This window comes from Spelaeicoccus albus (assembly GCF_013409065.1).
Classification (GTDB): domain Bacteria; phylum Actinomycetota; class Actinomycetes; order Actinomycetales; family Brevibacteriaceae; genus Spelaeicoccus; species Spelaeicoccus albus.
In genome coordinates, this window is record NZ_JACBZP010000001.1 from 690,758 (window position 1) to 706,637 (window position 15,880).

At 66.3% G+C, this 15,880-nt stretch carries 14 protein-coding genes; 7 read left to right on the plus strand and 7 right to left on the minus strand.

Annotation, left to right across the window (positions count from 1 at the left end; genetic code table 11):
• Positions 1–12 precede the first annotated feature (12 nt).
• Complete coding sequence (locus BJY26_RS03335) at positions 13–1,920, minus strand: NHL domain-containing thioredoxin family protein (protein ID WP_237249178.1); 1,908 nt, start codon at positions 1,918–1,920, stop codon at positions 13–15.
• 150 nt (positions 1,921–2,070) lie between these two features.
• Between BJY26_RS03335 and BJY26_RS03340 the strand changes: the two genes are divergently transcribed.
• Positions 2,071–3,099 (plus strand): zinc-dependent alcohol dehydrogenase family protein, encoded by a 1,029-nt coding sequence (locus BJY26_RS03340; protein WP_179425656.1) that lies wholly within the window; start codon positions 2,071–2,073, stop codon positions 3,097–3,099.
• Positions 3,092–3,847: a YggS family pyridoxal phosphate-dependent enzyme gene (locus BJY26_RS03345; RefSeq protein WP_179425658.1), complete on the plus strand. Its 756-nt coding sequence runs from the start codon at positions 3,092–3,094 to the stop codon at positions 3,845–3,847. Before BJY26_RS03340 ends, BJY26_RS03345 begins: the two co-directional genes overlap by 8 nt.
• A 54-nt stretch (positions 3,848–3,901) precedes the next feature.
• Here the strand turns inward: BJY26_RS03345 and BJY26_RS03350 are convergent, their stop codons facing one another.
• Positions 3,902–4,663: an SDR family NAD(P)-dependent oxidoreductase gene (locus BJY26_RS03350; protein ID WP_179425660.1), complete on the minus strand. Its 762-nt coding sequence runs from the start codon at positions 4,661–4,663 to the stop codon at positions 3,902–3,904.
• Positions 4,664–4,916: 253 nt separating this feature from the next.
• Here BJY26_RS03350 and BJY26_RS03355 point away from each other — a divergent pair, with 253 nt between their 5' ends.
• The 4 genes from BJY26_RS03355 to BJY26_RS03370 are packed head-to-tail and all read left to right on the plus strand — an operon-like array spanning position 4,917 to position 7,750.
• Positions 4,917–5,378: a hypothetical protein gene (locus BJY26_RS03355; RefSeq protein WP_179425662.1), complete on the plus strand. Its 462-nt coding sequence runs from the start codon at positions 4,917–4,919 to the stop codon at positions 5,376–5,378.
• The gene (locus BJY26_RS03360; RefSeq protein ID WP_179425664.1) at positions 5,378–5,626 is read left to right on the plus strand and encodes a helix-turn-helix transcriptional regulator; all 249 of its coding nucleotides are present in this window, start codon (positions 5,378–5,380) and stop codon (positions 5,624–5,626) included. The genes BJY26_RS03355 and BJY26_RS03360 overlap by 1 nt, the downstream gene beginning before the upstream one ends.
• A gap of 10 nt (positions 5,627–5,636) precedes the next feature.
• A complete protein-coding gene (locus BJY26_RS03365; RefSeq protein WP_179425666.1) occupies positions 5,637–6,545 on the plus strand; it encodes an ABC transporter ATP-binding protein in 909 nt (302 codons plus the stop codon).
• Positions 6,542–7,750 (plus strand): ABC transporter permease, encoded by a 1,209-nt coding sequence (locus BJY26_RS03370; protein WP_179425668.1) that lies wholly within the window; start codon positions 6,542–6,544, stop codon positions 7,748–7,750. Before BJY26_RS03365 ends, BJY26_RS03370 begins: the two co-directional genes overlap by 4 nt.
• A 9-nt stretch (positions 7,751–7,759) precedes the next feature.
• Here the strand turns inward: BJY26_RS03370 and BJY26_RS03375 are convergent, their stop codons facing one another.
• Positions 7,760–8,860, minus strand: coding sequence for a Dyp-type peroxidase (locus BJY26_RS03375; RefSeq protein WP_179425670.1), 1,101 nt, complete (start codon positions 8,858–8,860; stop codon positions 7,760–7,762).
• A 151-nt stretch (positions 8,861–9,011) separates the two neighbouring features.
• Positions 9,012–10,355 carry a flavin monoamine oxidase family protein gene (locus BJY26_RS03380; RefSeq protein ID WP_179425672.1) on the minus strand — a complete coding sequence of 448 codons (1,344 nt, stop codon included), beginning with the start codon at positions 10,353–10,355 and terminating at the stop codon, positions 9,012–9,014.
• An 85-nt stretch (positions 10,356–10,440) separates the two neighbouring features.
• On the opposite strand from BJY26_RS03380, the gene BJY26_RS03385 reads away from it, so the two are divergent.
• Entirely contained in the window at positions 10,441–11,160 is a 720-nt protein-coding gene (locus BJY26_RS03385) for a TetR/AcrR family transcriptional regulator (RefSeq protein WP_179425674.1), read from the plus strand.
• A gap of 5 nt (positions 11,161–11,165) precedes the next feature.
• Here BJY26_RS03385 and BJY26_RS03390 read toward each other — a convergent pair whose 3' ends face one another.
• The 3 genes from BJY26_RS03390 to BJY26_RS03400 all read right to left on the minus strand — a co-directional run bounded on the left by BJY26_RS03390 (position 11,166) and on the right by BJY26_RS03400 (position 15,863).
• Positions 11,166–12,848, minus strand: a complete 1,683-nt coding sequence (locus tag BJY26_RS03390; protein ID WP_179425676.1) for an AMP-binding protein — start codon at positions 12,846–12,848, stop codon at positions 11,166–11,168.
• A gap of 103 nt (positions 12,849–12,951) precedes the next feature.
• A complete protein-coding gene (locus tag BJY26_RS03395) occupies positions 12,952–13,626 on the minus strand; it encodes an alpha-ketoglutarate-dependent dioxygenase AlkB family protein (protein ID WP_179425678.1) in 675 nt (224 codons plus the stop codon).
• A 131-nt stretch (positions 13,627–13,757) separates the two neighbouring features.
• Complete coding sequence (locus BJY26_RS03400) at positions 13,758–15,863, minus strand: S9 family peptidase (RefSeq protein ID WP_179425680.1); 2,106 nt, start codon at positions 15,861–15,863, stop codon at positions 13,758–13,760.
• Positions 15,864–15,880: the final 17 nt, after the last annotated feature.

Sequence of the window (15,880 nt, forward strand, 5' to 3'; positions counted from 1 at the left end):
TGGGTGGGCCGGTCAGACGCCGCGGAGGTCGAGCGTGAGTGAATCGGCGCCCGCCCCATCAACGTGCACCGGAATCCCCCAGTCCTGCTGATACAGATGACACGCCGCATGGTCGGGCAGTTCACCGGTGACCGGATCACCGTCGCAGGCGGCGGCGCGGGCCGAAATGTGCAGGACGCCGTCCGGCACATCCGGTGCGATCGTCAACGTCCGCGCCAGCCCCTCGGCGGCACCGCTGCCGCCGACCAATAGTTCGGCCGGCGTCGACGAGATCTGCAGCCACGTCGGGTCGCCCCACCGGTCGTCAAGCTTTTGCCCCGTCGGCGCCTCGAACCCAATGGCGAGGTGCAGCGTGCCGGCCGCGATCTCCGTCGGCGGGCGCGACGTCGTCTGGGCCGGCCCACTGACTTGCTGGGCGTGCGCCGGGATCGCCACCCGGGTGAGCCGGTGGGCGGCGGATTCGACGACGAGGAGGTGCACGGGTTCCTCAGCCGATTCCGCCGGAACGACAAGTAGATCGCTTGGCTCGGCGAGTCCTTGCGCCAGGGTGGATACCTCAGCCGTCTCCGGGTCGTAGCGGCGGACGGCGCCGTTGTAGGTGTCGGCCACGGCAATCGATTCGTCCGGCAGCACCGTGATGCCCAGGGGATGCTGGAAACGGGCTTCGGCGGCGAGGCCGTCGCGGAACCCGAAGTCGAAGAGTCCTTCGCCGACTGCCGTCGAGATCTCGAACGCCGTGTCGGACGTTCCCGCAGCGGGCCCGCTTTGTAGATACCGCAACGACGATGTCTCCGAGTCGACGAACCACGCGCGTCCCTGAGAATCGATGGTGATACCGGACGTCTGCGCAAACCACGCGTCATCCGGAGCACCGTCCTCGAGGCCCTCGTTCATGGTGCCGGCAAAGTGCGCAATGCGAGCGGCTGCCGGATCAAAGGTCCACAAAGTATGGTTGCCGGCCATGGCGACGAGGACGGCGCCGAGAGCATCCGACCATTCGACGTCCCAGGGCGAGGACAGTTTGACGGCGTCGGCCGGGCCGTCGTACCAGCCGGGGTCGACGCCTTGTCCGAACGTGCGGTTGTCGGCCGCGCCGATCTTGTACTGGTCGCCGGTTCCGGCCACGGTGGTGAGGCTGCCGTCGTCCAGGCGTAGTCCGCGGAGTGCGTGGTTGACGGTGTCGGCCACCACGACGTCGTACCCGGCCGCTGCGCGCACGCCGTCCGGCAGTAGGGCAAGGCCTTGCGGCTCGCTGAGCTGTGCCAGGTCGGGGCCGCCGTCGACAAGGCCGCGTTCGCCGGTGCCGATCACGCGGCGGATGGTCTCGCCGTCCGGCGCGAATTCGACGAGCCGGTGGTGGCCGGAGTCCGACACGAGGTACCCGCCGCCGGGCAGCGCGAGCGCCTTGCCCGGAAATTTCAACTCGCTTTCCGGCTCTGCCGGCGGCACATACGGTCCGTCACCGCGATGCAATGTGCCCTTGGCGTCGTGTTCGGCGATGAGCTCTTCGATGAGCACCGCAAGGCCGGCGCCGTGACCTTCGCCGGACAGATTCGCCGCCACATATCCTTCCGGGTCGATGACGGCCAGCGTCGGCCAGGCCCGGGCGGTGTACGCCTGCCAGGTGGTCAGGTTCGGGTCGTCGAGGACCGGATGTTCGACTTCGTAGCGCTCGACCGCTGCTTCGACGGCTTCGGGCGTGCGCTCGAATTCGAACTTGGGCGAGTGCACGCCGATGATGACGAGCACGTCGGAGTACTTTTCTTCGAGCGGACGCAATTCGTCGAGGACGTGGAGGCAGTTGATGCAGCAAAAGGTCCAGAAATCCAGCAGAACGACCTTGCCGCGCAAGTCGGCAAGCGTGATGTCCCGGCCGCCGGTACCGAGCCAGCGACGTCCCGTCAGTTCCGGTGCACGCATACGAATAGTCACAGTTCCAGTCAACACCACGGGCAGCCGGTTTGCTTCCCGCACCGTCATACTCGGTCACCGGCCCACGCGCACCCGGCGTCGATTTCTCGGCCCGCCGGTACGTTCTAAGCTGGTCAGTGACCGAACCAAAGGAGCAAAATGCGCGCAGCCGTGATTTACGGGGCCGGCGACGTCCGCGTCGAAAATGTGCCCGATCCGGTCGTCGGCGGCCCCGGGGACGCGCTTGTCGACGTTACTCACAGCTGTATTTGCGGCAGCGATCTGTGGCCGTACGGCGATATGGAACCCGTGGATTCCGGACGGCGTATCGGACACGAGTTCATCGGCCGGGTCCGTGACGTCGGCCCGGACGTCCGGACGGTGCACCCGGGCGACATGGTGGTGGCGCCGTTCCGGATTTCGTGCGGCACGTGCGAGTTCTGCCGCGCCGGCTTGCACACCTCGTGTGTGAAGGGTGGCGCATGGGGATACGACACGGACGGCGGCCAAGGCGAGGCCGTGCGGGTGCCGCTGGCCGACGGCACGCTCGTCCGGCTCCCGGTGGAATCCGACGACGATCGGATGGCCTCGCTCTTGGCCCTCTCCGACGTCATGGGCACCGGGCATCACGCCGCATTGGGCGCGGGAGTGCGGACGGGCGGCAGCGTCGCGGTGGTCGGGGACGGAGCGGTCGGCCTGTGCGCCGTCATCGCTGCCAAACGATTGGGCGCCGAGCGGATCATCATCTTGGGCAGGCACGCCGATCGCACCAATCTGGCCGGCGAATTCGGGGCGACCGACGTCGTCGCAGCCCGAGGGGAGGACGCCGTCCACGCCGTCCGCGAATTGACGGGCCACGGCGTGGATCACGTCGTCGAAGCCGTGGGCACCGACGATTCATGGCGGACGGCCATGCGCATCGTCCGGCCCGGCGGACGCATCGGGTTCGTCGGCGTGCCGCATTTGGACGGCGGGTTGCCGCTGCGTCCGCTTTTCGTCAAGAATGTCGGCCTGGGCGGCGGCATGGCGCCGGCGCGCGCGTACATCGACGAACTCCTCCCCGACGTCCTCGACGGCACTATCGAGCCCGGCCGAGTCTTCGACCGCACTATCGGCCTCGAAGAGATTCCCGACGGTTACCGCGCCATGGCGGGCCGCGACGCGTTGAAGGTGATGATCCATGTCTGAGGCAGCCGCAATCGACACCGCCGGAATTTGCGACCGCTTGGACGACGTCGCTCGCCGAGCCGGCAATGCCGCGGAGCGATCCGGACGGCGTCCCGGCGACGTGCGCGTCATGCTGGCCACCAAGACCCAGCCGGCCGAAGCGATCATCGCAGCCGTGCAGCACGGCTTCGCCCTGATCGGTGAAAACCGGGTGCAAGAGCTCGTTGCCAAGGCCGCCGACCTCGAGCCGTATTCGCACGAGGCACATCTGATCGGCCCGTTGCAGTCGAACAAGGTCAACCACGCGCTCAGGCACGTCTCCTGCATCCAATCCATCGACAGATTGGACATCGCCGAGAAGATTCAACGCCGGCTCGACGTCATCGACCAGACGGTGGATTACTACATTCAAGTCAATACGTCCGGCGAGGAGTCGAAATTCGGCATCGACCCGGCGCAGGCGATCGAATTCGCCCGCTCGCTGGCTCCGCTCGATCGACTCCGGCTGCGCGGCCTCATGACTATCGGATTGAATTCGCCGGATCCGGACGCCGTCCGCCCGAGTTACCAGGGTCTGGTCGATGTCCGGTCGGCGCTGGTGGACGCCGGATTCGGCGACGGCGGCGGTTCGGCGGCAACGGACAACGGCGCAGCCGGCGGGCTCGAGCTGTCGATGGGTATGAGCGCGGATTTCGAGCTGGCCATTGAAGAAGGCGCCACATTGGTCCGCGTGGGCAGCAGCGTGTTCGGCGCGCGGCCGCAGCCGTAGTCCACGACGTCGACGGGGCTCTGCCAACCGGAGTCCCGGCCGGCGGAAGCGACGTCAGCTGCGCAGATACGACGCGCCGTTGGCGTCGAGGATGGCTCCGGACGACCACGCGGCTTCCGGCGATGCCAGCCAGAACACCGCAGCGGCGATCTCGTCGGCAGTTCCGACCCTGCCGAAGGGGCTTTGCGCACGCAGGTCGTCGCCGTCGGGCCCGTCGAGCTTGGGAAGTTGACGGGGTGTGGCCACGAAGCCCGGCGCGACCGAGGTCACCGAGATGTCGTGCGGCGCAAGCGCTATTGCCAGAGACTGCCCCAGCGCTTGGAGCCCGGCTTTGCTCGCTGCGTAGGCGGGATATTCGGGCTCGCCGCGGAATGCGCCGCGCGAGCCGATGTTGACGATTGCTCCGGGCGAACCGCGGTCGACGAGGTGGGTGGCAACGGCCCATGCCACATTTGCCGCGCCGATCAGGTTGACGTCGATCATCTGCCGGAAGGCTGAGGTCCAATCCGAATACGACACATCGCCGAGCAAGTGCCGGTTATTGGCCGACGGGGCCACTGCCGCGTTGCAGACGAGCACGTCGACGGTGCCAAGTTGTGCGGTCGCCGACTCCACCACCTGCAACGCCTCGTCCGGCCGGCCGATATCGCCCGTGACGAGTGCGTGGCCCGTGCCGGCGAGTGATTGCACGGTGGCCGTCCCGCCGTCGCGATTCGTGGAGTAATGCACAGCGACACGGTCGCCGGCTTCGGCGAATCGGCGGGCGACCGCGGAACCGATCCCTCCGGACGCGCCAGTGACGAGAACCGACCTCACTCCGTACACCCCGTATCTCGGACGGCTACTGCCCGATCGACGACCTGGTCTTCCACACAACCATAATTCGCTGCATGACCCACTCCGCGTCGACGGGTACTGTGCTGCGCGACGCCTCGCCGCCGCCACGCCGTCTCGGCCGCCACAATCCCCGTCGACACGGCCCGGCTGTCAAGTAACCTTGACAGTCGGCCTCGGCTCGCGCACACTTGTGACAGTCATTAATGACAAGCACACTTGACGACAAGGTCACTTGACACCGATAACCGAGGAGCATTTGATGTACAAGCTTGAAGTGGAGGATCCGAAGCCTGCGACGAGCAACCCGTTGGCGTCCTGCTACCGGTCGGCCCCAAAGTCATTTTGGCTCGGCATGGGCGTGTACATGCTCTTCGTCGCGGCCGCCACAGTCACGTCGATGAACGCGAATGCGCCGCATTGGCTTGATTTCGTATTCGTCGGCCTCGCCATAGCCGCTGCCAGCTACGCGATCTTCGGTCTCCGCCGGTCGGTCAAGAACTCCGAAGGCGTCGAGAACCACGTGTACACCGAGTCGACAGCACTGGCCTTTTGGATGGTCATGCTTGCCGCTCTGGCCTGGTTCTTCCTGGAAACTTTCGCCGATCTGCCGCACATCAGCGCTATTTGGACGTGGGTCTACGGCTTGGTCGTTTGGAGCGTCTTGTATGCGGTCGAATCGCGTCGGATGCGCTGATGAAGAACACGCTTCCGCGCCTTCGCGCCGAGTTGGGCCTCAGTCAGGCCGCATTGGCCGTCGAGCTTCAGGTCTCCCGGCAGACAGTCGTGAGTTTGGAAAAAGGCCGCTACGACCCGAGCCTGCCGCTGGCTTTCCGGGTTGCCCGCGTGTTCAACTGCGCCATCGAAGACATCTTCATCCCGGACGACGCGCCGGCCCGTCCCCGCGACGTATCTCATCCCGACATCCCCGCACACAACCCGTAGGACCCCGCGAATGCCACACACGCACTACGCCCGACTGGAAATCGACTCCCTGACCAAACAGTTCGGTCAAACCGTGGCGCTGAAGGACATGTCGTTCTCCGTCGATCCCGGCGAGCTGTTCGGCTTCGTCGGCAGCAACGGCGCCGGAAAAACGACCACTATGCGCATTGCCTTGGGCGTCCTGGCAGCGGACGCCGGCACGGTGAGTTTCGCCGGCCGCCCCGTCACCCGCGATATGCGGCGACGCATCGGCTACATGCCCGAAGAGCGCGGCCTCTACCCCAAAATGAAGGTCGGCAAGCAGCTGGCGTACTTGGCCCAATTGCACGGTCTGAGCGCACCGGAGGCCGACCGCGCGGTCATGCGGTGGACGACGCGCCTGGGCATTGACGAGCACCTGCGCAAGAACGTGAGCGCTCTCAGCCTCGGTAACCAGCAACGTGTCCAGTTGGCGGCAGCACTCGTGCACGATCCCGACGTCCTGATTCTCGACGAGCCGTTCTCGGGACTCGATCCGGTCGCCGTCGACGTCATGAGCGGCGTCTTGCGCGAGAAATGCCTGGAAGGAGTGCCAGTGATCTTCTCCAGCCATCAGCTCGAACTCGTCGATGCGCTGTGTGATCGGGTCGGCATCGTAGCGCACGGGACGATGCGCGCGCTGGACTCCGTCGACAATCTGCGCTCGCGCGGCCCGGCCAGGCTCGAGGTGCATGCGCCGAACGCTCCGCCGGGCTGGGCGGATGCGATCCCCGGCGTCACGGTGCTCGACGCCGACAACGGCCGCTCGATCCTCCAGCTCTCCCCGGCCGCCGATGACCAGACGGTACTGGCCGCCGCCCTGCGCACCGGGCCGGTGCACGAATTCGCATTGCACCGGCCGAGCCTGACGCAGCTCTTTCGCGAGGTGGTATCCGCATGAGTCACGATTTCAACACCCGCAGCACACCGGCGTACGTGGGGCTCGTCCTTCGGCGAGAATTCAGCAGCCGGGTACGCACGAAGCCGTTCCTCATCACCAACATCGTCATGGTGGTCGTGATCGTCGGGGCCATCGTGACGGCGTCCGTCATCATGTCGAGAGCCTCCGATCATGAGTCGGTCGGCGTCGTCGGCGCCGCGAGCAAGCTGTCGCCGGCCCTGGTCACGGCCGGCGATGCGCAGTCGAACCCGGTGCAGACGACGAAGGTACCGTCGGCTTCGACGGCGCGCGACAAGGTCGAGAACGGCGATCTGGACGCCGCGCTTGTTCCGAAGTCGGACGGCGCGTACTCGGTCATCGTGCAGTCGAAGCTCTCGCCCGAGCTGCGGTCCGTCGTCGCCGCTGCCGTCACCCGCCAGGCCACGAACGCGACGCTGTCAAAGATGGGTGTCGATCCGGCCGAGGTCGCCAAGAGCGTCGCTCAAGCCGGCATAAGCGTCGACGCCATCAACGCGCCGAAACCGCACGCCGGGCAACGACTCGGCATCGCGTGGGTCGCGATGCTGCTGATGTTCTTCCAAATCCTGATGTTCGGTCTCTACGTGGCGATGGGCGTCGTGGAGGAAAAATCCAGCCGAGTCGTGGAGGTTCTGCTGGCGACGATCAAACCGTTGCACCTGTTGTGGGGCAAGGTCATAGGAATCGGCGCGGTCGGTCTGGTGCAGCTGATAGTGATCGGCGGTTGCGCGCTCGTTGCCGCGACAGCGACGGGCGTGATCACGGTGAGTGGAACGGCCGTAGCCGTCTTCGGCTCGGTCGTCGGATGGTTCATCATCGGCTATCTGTTCTTTGCCGTGCTCTATGCGGCCGCCGGATCACTCGTGTCGCGGCAAGAGGACGTCAACACCGCGGCAATGCCCATCACGCTGTTGTTCATGGCCATGTACATGGTGTCGATCTACACGCTGAATGCCCCGGACAGCACGCTCGGAAGCGTCATGTCCTGGATTCCGCCGTTCTCGGCCATGCTGATGCCGCTGCGGATCGCCGCCGGCGTCACCGGCCCCGGGCAAATTCTGATCACCATTCTGCTGATGCTGGCCGCGACGGCCGTGTTGGCTTTTGTCGCGGCAAAGATCTATCAGCGGTCCATCCTGCACTCGGGCGACCGCATCAGCTGGCGGCAGGCTGTCCGTCGCCCGTAAGAGGCCGTGTCAGGATGTCTTGAGCGAGCCGATTCCCAGGCTGGGGTCGTTCCCTGCCCCGGAGTCGGCCGCGGCGGCACCGTCGTCCGCAGCGTCGGCATCGGCGTCGCCCGCGGCGTCGGCGTCCTCGACGTCCTCGACGTCCGCAAGCGATTGGAGCAAGGTGGCCGACGGGGCGAAGAAGGTTGTCCCGGTCTCTGCTGTCGAGAAGTCGAGCAGCTGATCGTGCAGGCCGGGCGGATCGCCGATGAACATGCGCTCGAGCATTTGCTCGATCACCCACAGGTACCGCGAGTAGCCGATGAAGTACGTGCCGTATTCGCCCTTCGCCGGGCTTCCGAACGGCATGTTGTCGCGCACGATGTCGTGTTCGCCGTCGTCATCGGTGATGGTCGTCAGTGTCTTGTGCGACTTTTGGCCGGACTCCGCGTCGTCCAGCTCCACGTCGTCGGCCTTGGTGCGGCCCATTATCGATTCCTGCTGCTCGGTCGGCAGGCTCTGCCAGTCCGGCAGGGGGTGCACGTACTTCTGCACGACGACGTAGCTGCCGCCGGCGAAGTCGGGATCCTCATCGCCGACAACCGTTGCCTCGGGCAGCTCCGGTCCGACCGGGTTTGCCGTGCCGTCGACGAATCCAAGCAGATCGCGGGTGTCGAAGTACCGGAAGCCGGACACCTCGTCGACAACGCGCACGCCGTCGCCGAGCGAGTCGAGCAGGAGACGTTCGAACTCGAAGCAGATGTCCTGCCGGCCGGACCTGATATGGAAGAGCAGGTCGCCCGGCGTCGCCGGCGCGCTGTGTGTCCGGCCGAAGAATTCGCGAAACGGATGGAGTTCGGCCGGCTGCGCCCGGCCGGTCAGCGACTCCCAGACGCGGCTGCCGATGCCGACGGTGCAGGCCAGGCTGCCGTCGCGGTCGCGGAATCCGACGGATTTGATCAGCTCGCCGACGTCCGCCAGCGCATCGCGCACGTCGGCGCGGGAATCGGCGCCGGCGTTCACCGTGCACACCAGGAAGATGGCAAACCGGGACAGCGGCACGTCGATCTCCTGCGGCGTGTATGGTCCGCGTCCTCCCGGGCCGCCGGAAGACCCGTTGGTTTGGCTCATCGAAGTCGCCCCTCCCGAGTGTTCGCTCTCTGTGCGCAGCTTACGCAGACCTGTCGGGTACCTCCACAGCGCCCGCCTACTCCGCCACGACAACGATCTGCCGGCGCCTCGCCCTCCGTGGGGTGGTTTGCCCCCCACGGCGCGGTAATTACTACCCCGTCGAGCGCAAACCACCCCGCGGAGCGCCGAGGGACGCGTCGACCGCCCGTGACACCGTCAGGCCGGATTCGATGGCGCCGTCGATGAAGCCGGCCCACCCGTTCGCGATGTCCGAGCACGCCAATCGCACGACCCCGACGGGCTGCTGGAGCGCCGCCAGGTACGAGGTCAATTGGCCGGGCTGCCGCATGGGCCAGGTCGCTCCCGACCACGCGTCGTGGGTCCAGTCGTGTCCGGCCACGTCGACGACCTCGAGATCGGGGCGGAAGTGGGCGACGGCCGAGCCGACGGCGTCCGGGTCGTTCGGATCGAGTACGTCGGCACGCGGACCAAATGCGACGAGCGTTGTCGTGTCGTCGTCGAAGTATTCGGTGCGAACGAACGTCAACGGCGCGTCGGCGCCGCCGTAGGCGCTGAACGGCGCAACGCGGCCGCGCACCGTGATCCAGGTCTTGAGGCCGCGGCTGGCGCTGCCTTCGCCGGCCGCACGCCGAACGGGGCCGGGAAGCTGCGGCGCGAATTCGATAGTGTCCAGTGCGTCCAGCCCGAGCGCCACGATGACTTGGCCCGTGCGCGCCGTCGTACCGTCGGCGCACGTCACGGTGGCTGCGCCGCCGGCACCGCCTGCGCCGCCGGCGTCCTGCTCGATCCGATGCACAGGCGTGTTCAATCGGAATTGCGCCCGCGAGTCGTCGCGGATCGCGCCGGCAAGAGTACCGGTGCCTTCGACGAGCCGATAGGACGACGCGGCCTCGTCCATCGTGTGACGGTTCCCGCCGGCCGCGCACCATCGGAGGGCTTGGGTGTAGGCGCACAGCTCGGCCGGCGCGTTGAAGTGTTCGGCCCAGATTCCGGTTTGCAGATCGAGTTCTTCACCGGTGAGACCCGATTCGGCGAGTTTGTCGACGACGCTGAGGTCGTCAACCGTCGTCAAGTCGCCGGCCGCAGTCAACGGCTCGTAGGGGCGACCGAAGTACCGGCCCGCGTCGGCCAAGAGAAAATCCTGACCGCGGGCGACGAAGTCCGCGTACCCCGATCGCGTCGTCCGGTGCACGGTACCGCCGGCACGCCAGTACACGTCGTCCGGTTTGGGGCTCGGTTCGATGTGCAGCCCGTACCGCGTGATTTCCGCCCACGTATGCGGCTGCGACCAGTGCACCCACGTGCCGCCGAGTTCGAGCCGGCGGCCAAGGCGCTCCGTGCTCCACGTGCGGCCGCCGATCCGGTCGCGGGCCTCGAGGACCAGCACGCGACGTCCGCGTCGGCACAGCTCGCGTGCCGCAGTCAGGCCGGCGAATCCCGCGCCAACGATGACGACATCGTAATTCTCAGTCATTATGAAGCCCCATTCTGCCATCGTCGCGATCGCCGGTCGACGATACGGCCCGGCGACGCCATTGACAACGTCTGACTGCACTCACATGGTTGGTCATATAGTCATCACGCACTCGATTGGAGGCTCGAAGATGGCGTCGCACGAGCATCCGGCCCGAGCCGAGCGGATTCTGCGCGCCGCCGGTTCGCTTGTCGTCTCGATCGGCTACGACAAGACGACTATCGCGGACGTCGCCAGGCGCGCCGGTGTCGCCAAGGGCACCATTTATCTGCATTGGCCCACCCGTGAGGCGCTCTTCACGGCCCTCGTGCACCATGAGCGGATCGGCATGATCGTCGACTGCCGCGAACGGCTCGGCGTGGACGGCGACGAACTCGACAAGGTTTTCGAGCAGCTGGCCCGAGCGCTCATGAGCCGCCCCGTGGTCAAGGCCTTCATCGTGAACGACAGCAGCGTGCTCGGCCGGCTTGCCTATGCCCCGGTCTACTCCGTGAACCGGCATCTCTGGGACGATCTCGCCGCCGCCGAAGTCATCCGCACCGATCTCGAACCCTGGGCGCTCACCGAGTTGGCAAGCGCCGTCTTCTTCGGTTTCTTCCTGGTGACCCCGCTGACGCCGTCCGGCAAGAAAATATCGGACGACGACACCGCGCGACTCATCGGCGACGCCATGAATCGTGCGCTACGCCGCGACCTGCCGCTGACCATCGGCGGCCAACGCAAGATCGCGGACGTCGTCTACGACTACCTCGAACGCGCCGAACGGGACGCCCGCGCGACATATGAAGCGTCGTCCGGCGCCTGAGCCGTCTAGGCGGTTTTGACCGCGCCGAGTCCGAGCATCTCGGTGCTGATCTCGCGCATCTCGACCTTGCGGATCTTGCCGGACACGGTCATTGGGAAGTCATCGACGATGTGCACATAGCGCGGAATCTTGTAGTGCGCGAGCTTGCCGGTGCAGAATTCCCGCAGGCTGTCGGCGTCCAGCGGGTCGGCGCCGTCGCGCATCACGATCCACGCCATCAGCTCTTCCCCGTACTTCTCGTCGGGGACGCCGATCACCTGCACGTCCGAGATACCGGGATGATGATAGAGGAATTCCTCGATCTCGCGCGGATAGACATTCTCGCCGCCGCGAATGACGACGTCCTTGATCCGCCCGACGACGTTGACGTAACCCTCGTCGTCCATCGTGGCGAGGTCGCCCGTATGCATCCAATGCGCCGCGTCCAGCGTCTTGGCGGTCTTATCCGGCTCGTTCCAGTAGCCAAGCATGACCGAATAGCCGCGAGTACACAGCTCGCCGGTTTCGCCGCGAGGAACGGCGAGCCCCGTAACCGGATCGACGACTTTCACCTCGACGTGCGGCATGACCTGACCGACGGTCGACGTGCGCCGCTCGATCGTGTCGTCGACGCGCGTCATCGTGGACACCGGGGAGGTTTCGGTCATGCCGTAACAGATCGCCACCTCGGACATGTTCATCTCGGCGATCACGTTCTTCATCACTTCGACGGGACACGGCGAGCCGGCCATCACGCCGGTTCGCAGCGTGGACAGGTCATAATCGGCGAAGTCCGCCAAGCCAAGCTCGGCGATGAACATCGTCGGCACGCCGTAGAGCGACGTCACGCCCTCTTGCTGGACGGCGCGCAGCGAGGCCGCAGCATCGAAGCTCGCTGCCGGTAGCACTACCGCCCCGCCGTGCGACAGCGTCGCCAAATTGCCGATCACCATGCCGAAGCAGTGGTAGAACGGCACCGGCAGACACACCCTGTCGATCTCGCTGTAGCCGAGCAACTCGCCGATGAAGTACCCGTTGTTCAAAATATTGTGGTGGCTGAGCGTGGCGCCCTTCGGGAACCCGGTGGTGCCGGACGTGTACTGGATATTGATCGGGTCGTCGGTGTCCAGCTCGGCGAGTTTTGCTGCCAGTTTCTGCCGGGCCGCATCGGCGCCGAGGGAGTCTCGCTTGCGATTGCCGCGGTCCATCACGGAGCTGATTGCGGAGTCCGCCTGGACGTCGTCCCGGCCATAATCGATATAAATGACCCGCTCGAGCTCGGGCACGTCGGCCGCGACTTGCGTCGCCATCGATCGATAGTCGCTGTGCGCGGCGTCGACGGCCGAGATCAGCGCACGCATGCCGGACTGTTCGATCACGAACTTCAACTCGTGCGTGCGGTATGCCGGGTTGACGTTGACAAGGATGACGCCGATCTTGGCGGTCGCGTATTGGACGAGCACCCATTCGGGCAGGTTCGGTGCCCAGATGCCCACCCGGTCGCCCTTTTCCAGCCCGAGGTCGAGCAGCCCCAGGGCGAGGGTATCGACGTCCTTGTCGAAATCCGCATAAGTCCAACGCCGACCGCTCGGCACGTCGATCATGGCGTCGCGATCCGGGAACCGCCGGGCGACGCTCTCCAGGTTCTCGCCGATACTCTCTCCCAGCAGTGGGGATTCGGCGGTCGTTGAACTGTAGGACAAGGGCATGCTCGTCACCTCGATGTGGTCGGCCAAGTTGCTGATGCGAAAACCTTATCCACCGATCTTACGACGATGTGATGGCCGTCACTCGGGCCGCTCCCCCGGATACCTACTCGTCGGTAAGACCCGTGACGCGCATCGTGATGTTGATCCGTCCCGAGCTCAGGCCGCAGTCACGCGGCGCCGTCCCGGGAAACACCTTGGTGACGCCGTGGAAGGCTAGCCGCGACGGCCCGCCGAAGACGAACAGATCGCCCGACGCCAGCCGGATATCCCGGTAGGGCTTCTTACGGTTTTCCGTGTTGCCGAAGCGGAACATGCATGCGTCCCCGATCGACAGGGATACCACTGGCGCGAGCGACTTCTCGTCCTTGTCCTGGTGCATGCCCATGACCGCGGCATCATCGTAGTAGTTCGCAAGTGCCGCATCCGGCGTATAGTCGTCGCCGGCCCGCGGGTCGCCGGACGTCGCGGCAATGGCTTGCCTGCCCAGGCGCACCATCCAGTCGGGGAAGTCGAGCACGCGGTTGCCGTTCACGTCGACTGCGTCGCGCGTATACGCGTACGGTCGCCAATGCCAGCCCAGGCACACGGTGCGCACGCTCATCTCGTGGCCGCGCACCGTGGCGGCGCGGATCGGCACCGGCCCGGCCGCCCATTCACGGAAGCGGGCGGTGATCCACCGGCTTGATTCGGGCGAGAGCCACCCGGGCACGTGGACCGCCCCCGGCGCGATAGTGCACGCCCGGCGTTCAAGAAAGTCGTCGGAAAACAGTTGATCCATCGTTCGTCTCCTCGGGCGTTCGGGGCCCCGCCACCGTCCCGCGCAGGTGTCCGCCACCGTTCCGCGTGGGTGTCGCTCGTCCGCGGGGGCCTAGAGCCGACAAAAGACCCCCGCGGAACGGGCCGGACGGGTCATCCGAGCGCGCCCGGGCGCGCCCAGTCTTTCCCGTGAACGTGAACGTCCAGGAACGCGAGCACTGTGTCATACCAGACCTTAACGTGCTGCGGCGAGAGTACCCAGTGGTTCTCGTTCGGGAAATACAGGAACTTGTTGTCGCTGGACCCGTCGTCGGCCGCAGTTGCGGCAAGCAGCTCGGACCAGAGTCGCAGCCCCTCCCCGATCGGAACGCGGTAGTCGTTGTCGCCGTGGATGACGAGCATCGGCGTCACGATCTTGTCCACGAACCGGTGCGGCGAATTGGCCATCGCCTGCTCGCGGGTCATCTCCCGGTCCCAGTAGAACGGCGCATCGGTCGTCTGCCCGAACTGATCCATGGCCCAGAGGCTGGCGTGCGTCACTATCGCCTTGAACCTGTCGGTATGGCCGGCGACCCAGTTGGCCATGTATCCGCCGAACGATCCGCCCATGGCAGCGGTCTTCGACGCGTCGATATCGGGCCGGGATTCGACCTCGTCGGTGATGGCCATCAGGTCGGTGAACGGCTTACCGCCCCACGCTGCCCATCCGCGGCGGATGAAGTCGAGCCCGTACCCGGTCGACAGCGCCGGATCGGGAAGCAGCACGGAATACCCGTGCGCAACTGCGATCCAGGGGTTCCAGCGCCAGCTCCACGCATTCCACGAGCCGAGCGGGCCGCCGTGGATCCACAACAGCAGCGGACTCGGGTTATTCGGCCCGGCGTCGCTCGGTTGCGCCAGCCACGCGCGCAACGCGGCACCGTCCTCGGCAGTCGTGGTGACTTCGGACAAGTACCCCGGCAGCTCGGGGACGGCGGCCGGCGAGTCCAATTCGCGCACTGCGCCGTCGGACGACGCGATCGCCACCGGCACGGCCGGGCTGAGGTAGCTGGACCGCAGCGCGTAGAGCACATCACCGGTCGGAGCGACAAGCACGTTCGAGTAGGCGTAATCATCGTCGGTCAGTGTGGTCGGCCGGTCCGCGGCGGCATCGCCGGCCGGCAGGTCAAGGCGGAAAATCGGGCTGCGTCCGTTGTCGTCGGCAGTGATGAACAGCGCGCTGCCGTCGGCGCTGAACGCGAAGTCGTTCGGCCACCTGTCCCATTCGGCGGTCAGGCGCCGCGGCGTGACGCGGTCCTCGGCATCCCACCCGGCGATGAACGCGGCCAGGTCGACGTCGACAAGCGTGATGTCACCGGGTTCATCGGGCGTGTCCTCGGTCATTTCGACGGCCGCGAGCCTCGTCCCGTCCGGCGAAATGACCGGGTGCCCGTATTCGAGATGGTCATCGGCCAGAATGTCGCGGCGGCGACCCGTGGTCGTGTCGATGGCCACGATCGTGGACCGGTAGCCGCGTTTGATCCGCACGCCCCATTCGGTCACGAAGTACCGGCCGTCCGGCGTCAGCGCGCCGGATGCGTTGTCCAACGCGGCGCCGGGCTCGGGCACCAAATCGGTCAGCGGCAAGGGGTTGTCGACATGGGTGTCATCCTTGTCGCCGCCGCCCGACGGCACCGTCTGCTCGGCCGTCACGGCATCGAGGTCGCCCGCGAACACGTGGCAATGGTCGGGTCCGAGATCGTGATCCCAAAACCGCACCAGGGCCTCTTCGTGCAATAAGGCGGCCACCTTGTTGTCGCTACGGTCCTTGCGACGGGCCGCATCGTCATCGACGCCGGTTGCCGACCGCAGCAGGTCTGCCGCAACGACGACCCGCGAACTCGACCGCGCGACGCCGACTCCCCCGACGCCGCCGGGCATCCGCGTGACGGCCCGCGCTTCGCCGCCGCCGGACGGCAGCACCCAGAGCTGAGGCTCGTCGGCGTCCGGATTTGCCGGGTCCTCGCGTGCGGAGGTGAACACCAGATCGCCGGACGGCGTAAAGGCGGCGCCGCCCTCGCCCTTACCGGATCGGGTGAGCCGGCGCGGTGCGTCCTTGCCGGCGGGATCGACCTGCCACACGGAGCGCACGTAGCCGGTCCGCTTGTCGTCGAGCGTACTGAGGACGAGCGCAAGTTTGCCGCCGTCGGGCGATAGCGCCATTGATTCGGCCCGCGGCAGGGCGATGTACTGATTGAGGTCTTCAAATGGGTTGGCCATTGCCCCAGCCTATGCCG